The organism is Kitasatospora sp. NPDC059973, from assembly GCF_042737525.1.
GTDB lineage: Bacteria > Actinomycetota > Actinomycetes > Streptomycetales > Streptomycetaceae > Kitasatospora.
In genome coordinates, this window is the sequence record NZ_JBHWUI010000336.1 from 1 (window position 1) to 3,052 (window position 3,052).

Consider the following 3,052-nt stretch of genomic DNA (forward strand, 5'->3'; position numbering starts at 1 on the left):
CCGCCGCGAACGGAGCGATCTTCGCCTCGGCCAGCGAACGCACCGCCTCACGCAGCATCTCGTGCTCCTCGGAGATCCGGAAGAGATCGAAGTCCGCCGACCCTGCGCTGCCCGCCATGATGCCTGCCTCGCCGCTCAGTTGTTAGTTACCGTTAAGTAGATCCTAGGGCTCCGACCTGCGGCTGCCTAGGTTCAGTCGGCGTCGGTCCCGAGGGTGTCGCCGGCCCGGTGCTCCCGGAAGTACTCCGGCATCCGGTCGTTGCGCATCGCCTCCCAGAGCTGCGCCGCCGGACGCTCGTCCAGCAGCACGACGCTCTGGCCGTCGCGGGTGTCGAAGCCGCCGAACGGCGCGTTCATGAAGCGGACGTCGTCGGCGCGCAGCGAGCGCAGGCCCCAGGCGAGCTGGAAGAGGCCGGTGTTGGAGAGCCGGTCGTCCACGCTGACCACCTCGCCGACCGACTGCAGCAGACCGCCGAGGCGGGACGGACTGGCCAGCGTGCCGGAGTCCATGACCCGGAGCATCAGCGCGCGCAGGAAGTTCTGCTGGCGCTTGGTGCGGTCGAGGTCCCCGCCGGGCAGGCCGTAGCGCTCGCGGACGTACAGCAGCGCCTGGGCGCCGTCCATGTGATGGGTCCCGGCCTCCCAGGCGCGGGCCTCGCCGGCCGCCTCGATGGTGCGCGGAATGGTGATGTCCACGCCGCCGACGGCGTCGGTGAGGGCGCGGAAGCCGTTCCAGTCGACCACGGCGAGGTGGTCGATCCGGATGCCGGTGAGGTTCTGCACGGTCTCGGTCATCAGGGCCGGGCCGCCCCAGGAGTACGCGGCGTTCAGCTTGGCCCTGCCGTGCCCGGGGACGTCCACCCAGGTGTCGCGGGCCAGCGAGACCAGCGAGGCGCTGCGGCCGTCGTCGGACAGGTGCAGCAGCATCATGGTGTCGCTGCGGGCCGCGCCCTCCCGCCAGACCGGGGCCTTCGCCCGGCTGCCGGTGGTCGGCACGTCGGAGCGGGCGTCCAGGCCGACCAGCAGCAGGTTGAGGCCGCTCGCCGGGACGGGCCTCGGCTGGGCGGACTCCGGCGCCGTCGGGAAGGCGTCCGGGATCCGCGTGACCGAGGACGCGTAGTGCTCGGCCGCCCAGAAGAGCGCGCCGCCCGTACCGAGGACCACCACCAGCAGCGCGGAGAGCGTCCAGAGCAGGACGCGGCGGGTGCGACGGCGGCGGGCCGGCGGCTCGGGGCCCCGGTCCGGCCCGGCGGCCTCCTCGCCGCCGGCGCGCGGCTCGAAGAGGCTGAGCCCCTCCCCCGGCCCGCCGGACCCGTCGGGACGCGGCGGTTCTTCGGTGGGGGGAGCCTCGGCGGCGTGGGGCGGTTCTTCGGCGTGGGGCGCCTCGGCGGCGTGGGGCGGGTGCGACGGTGCTTCGGCGTGGGGTGTGTCCGGCGTGTCCGTGCTCTCGGGCTTCGGATCCATGCGCGCATTGTGCCGCCGGTCACAGCACCCGCGTGGGGGTTCCGCCGGATCGTGCCCGGCGCACACCCGGCGCCCGGCGGCAGCGCCCGGGTGCCCGAAACATCGGCGCAGGCGGGACGGCCTGGGCCGGGTCCGGACGGGCGGATAGCATCGGTGCTCGCACGTCCTGCCCGTCCCACGGCAGGCAAGGTCGAGATTCCGCAAAGGGGAACCCGTGACCCTCCGCATCTCCGTGATCGGCACCGGCTATCTCGGTGCCACCCACGCCGCCGCCATGGCGGAGTTCGGCTTCGAGGTGCTGGGTCTGGACATCGACCCCGAGAAGATCGCCACGCTGACCGCCGGCCGGGTGCCGATGTACGAGCCGGGCCTGTCCGAGCTGCTGCTCAAGCACGTGGCGGGCCACGAGGGTTCGACCGGCCGGCTGCGCTTCACCACCTCCGCCCAGGAGGCCGCGGAGTTCGGCGACGTGCACTTCGTCTGCGTCAACACCCCGCAGCGCAAGGGCGAGTTCGCCGCCGACATGTCCTACGTGGACGCCGCGATCGACGAGCTGGCCCCGCACCTGACCCGGCCGGTGCTGGTGGTCGGAAAGTCCACCGTGCCGGTCGGCTCCGCGAACCGGCTGGCCGAGCGGCTGGCCGCGCTGGCGCCGGTCGGCGAGGACGCCGAGCTCGCCTGGAACCCGGAGTTCCTGCGCGAGGGCTTCGCCGTCCAGGACACCCTGCGGCCGGACCGGATCGTGGTCGGCGCCCGCAGCGAGCGCGCCGAGCGGCTGCTGCGCGAGGTGTACGCCGAGCCGATCGCGGCCGGCGTGCCGTTCGTGGTCACCGACTTCGCCACCGCCGAGCTGGTCAAGGCAGCCGCCAACTCCTTCCTGGCCACCAAGATCTCGTTCATCAACGCGATGGCCGAGGTCTGCGAGGCGGCCGGGGCCGACGTCACCCTGCTCTCCACCGCGCTCGGCCACGACGACCGGATCGGCCGCAAGTTCCTCAACGCGGGCCTGGGCTTCGGCGGCGGCTGCCTGCCCAAGGACATCCGCGCGTTCATGGCCCGGGCCGGGGAGCTGGGCGCCGACCAGGCGCTGGCCTTCCTGCGCGAGGTCGACTCGATCAACATGCGGCGCCGCTCCCGGATGGTCGAGCTGGCCCGCGAGCAGTGCGGCGGCGGCTTCCTCGGCCGCCGGGTCGCCGTCCTCGGCGCCGCCTTCAAGCCCAACTCCGACGACATCCGGGACTCCCCCGCGCTCAACGTCGCCGCCCAGATCCAGCTCCAGGGCGCGCAGGTCACGGTGTACGACCCGAAGGCGATGGACAACGCCCGCAAGATGTTCCCGGGCCTCGCCTACGCGCAGTCCCCGCTGGAGGCCGCCGAGGGCGCGCACGTGGTCCTGCACCTCACCGAGTGGCAGGAGTTCCGCGACCTCGACCCGGCCGAGCTGGGCACGGTCGTCGCCGAGCGCCGCCTGCTGGACGGCCGCAACGCCCTGGACGCCGACGCCTGGCGCGCGGCCGGCTGGACGTACCGGGCGCTGGGCCGCCCGAGCTGACGCGGCACGCGCCGAGGCCCGCCGGTCGTTCCGACG

The 3,052-nt window shown here is 73.8% G+C and carries 2 protein-coding genes and 1 pseudogene; 1 reads left to right on the forward strand and 2 read right to left on the reverse strand.

The features are described 5' to 3' along the window. Together ACFWA9_RS38820 and ACFWA9_RS38825 are read right to left on the reverse strand one after the other, a co-directional pair. Positions 1-118 (reverse strand): annotated as a pseudogene (locus ACFWA9_RS38820) (acyl-CoA dehydrogenase); the annotation flags it as partial. A 74-nt stretch (positions 119-192) separates the two neighbouring features. After that, a complete protein-coding gene (locus ACFWA9_RS38825; RefSeq protein WP_380394254.1) occupies positions 193-1,464 on the reverse strand; it encodes an LCP family protein in 1,272 nt (423 codons plus the stop codon). 214 nt (positions 1,465-1,678) lie between these two features. On the opposite strand from ACFWA9_RS38825, the gene ACFWA9_RS38830 reads away from it, so the two are divergent. Continuing rightward, positions 1,679-3,016 carry a UDP-glucose/GDP-mannose dehydrogenase family protein gene (locus ACFWA9_RS38830; protein WP_329487948.1) on the forward strand — a complete coding sequence of 446 codons (1,338 nt, stop codon included), beginning with the start codon at positions 1,679-1,681 and terminating at the stop codon, positions 3,014-3,016. Positions 3,017-3,052 lie beyond the last annotated feature (36 nt).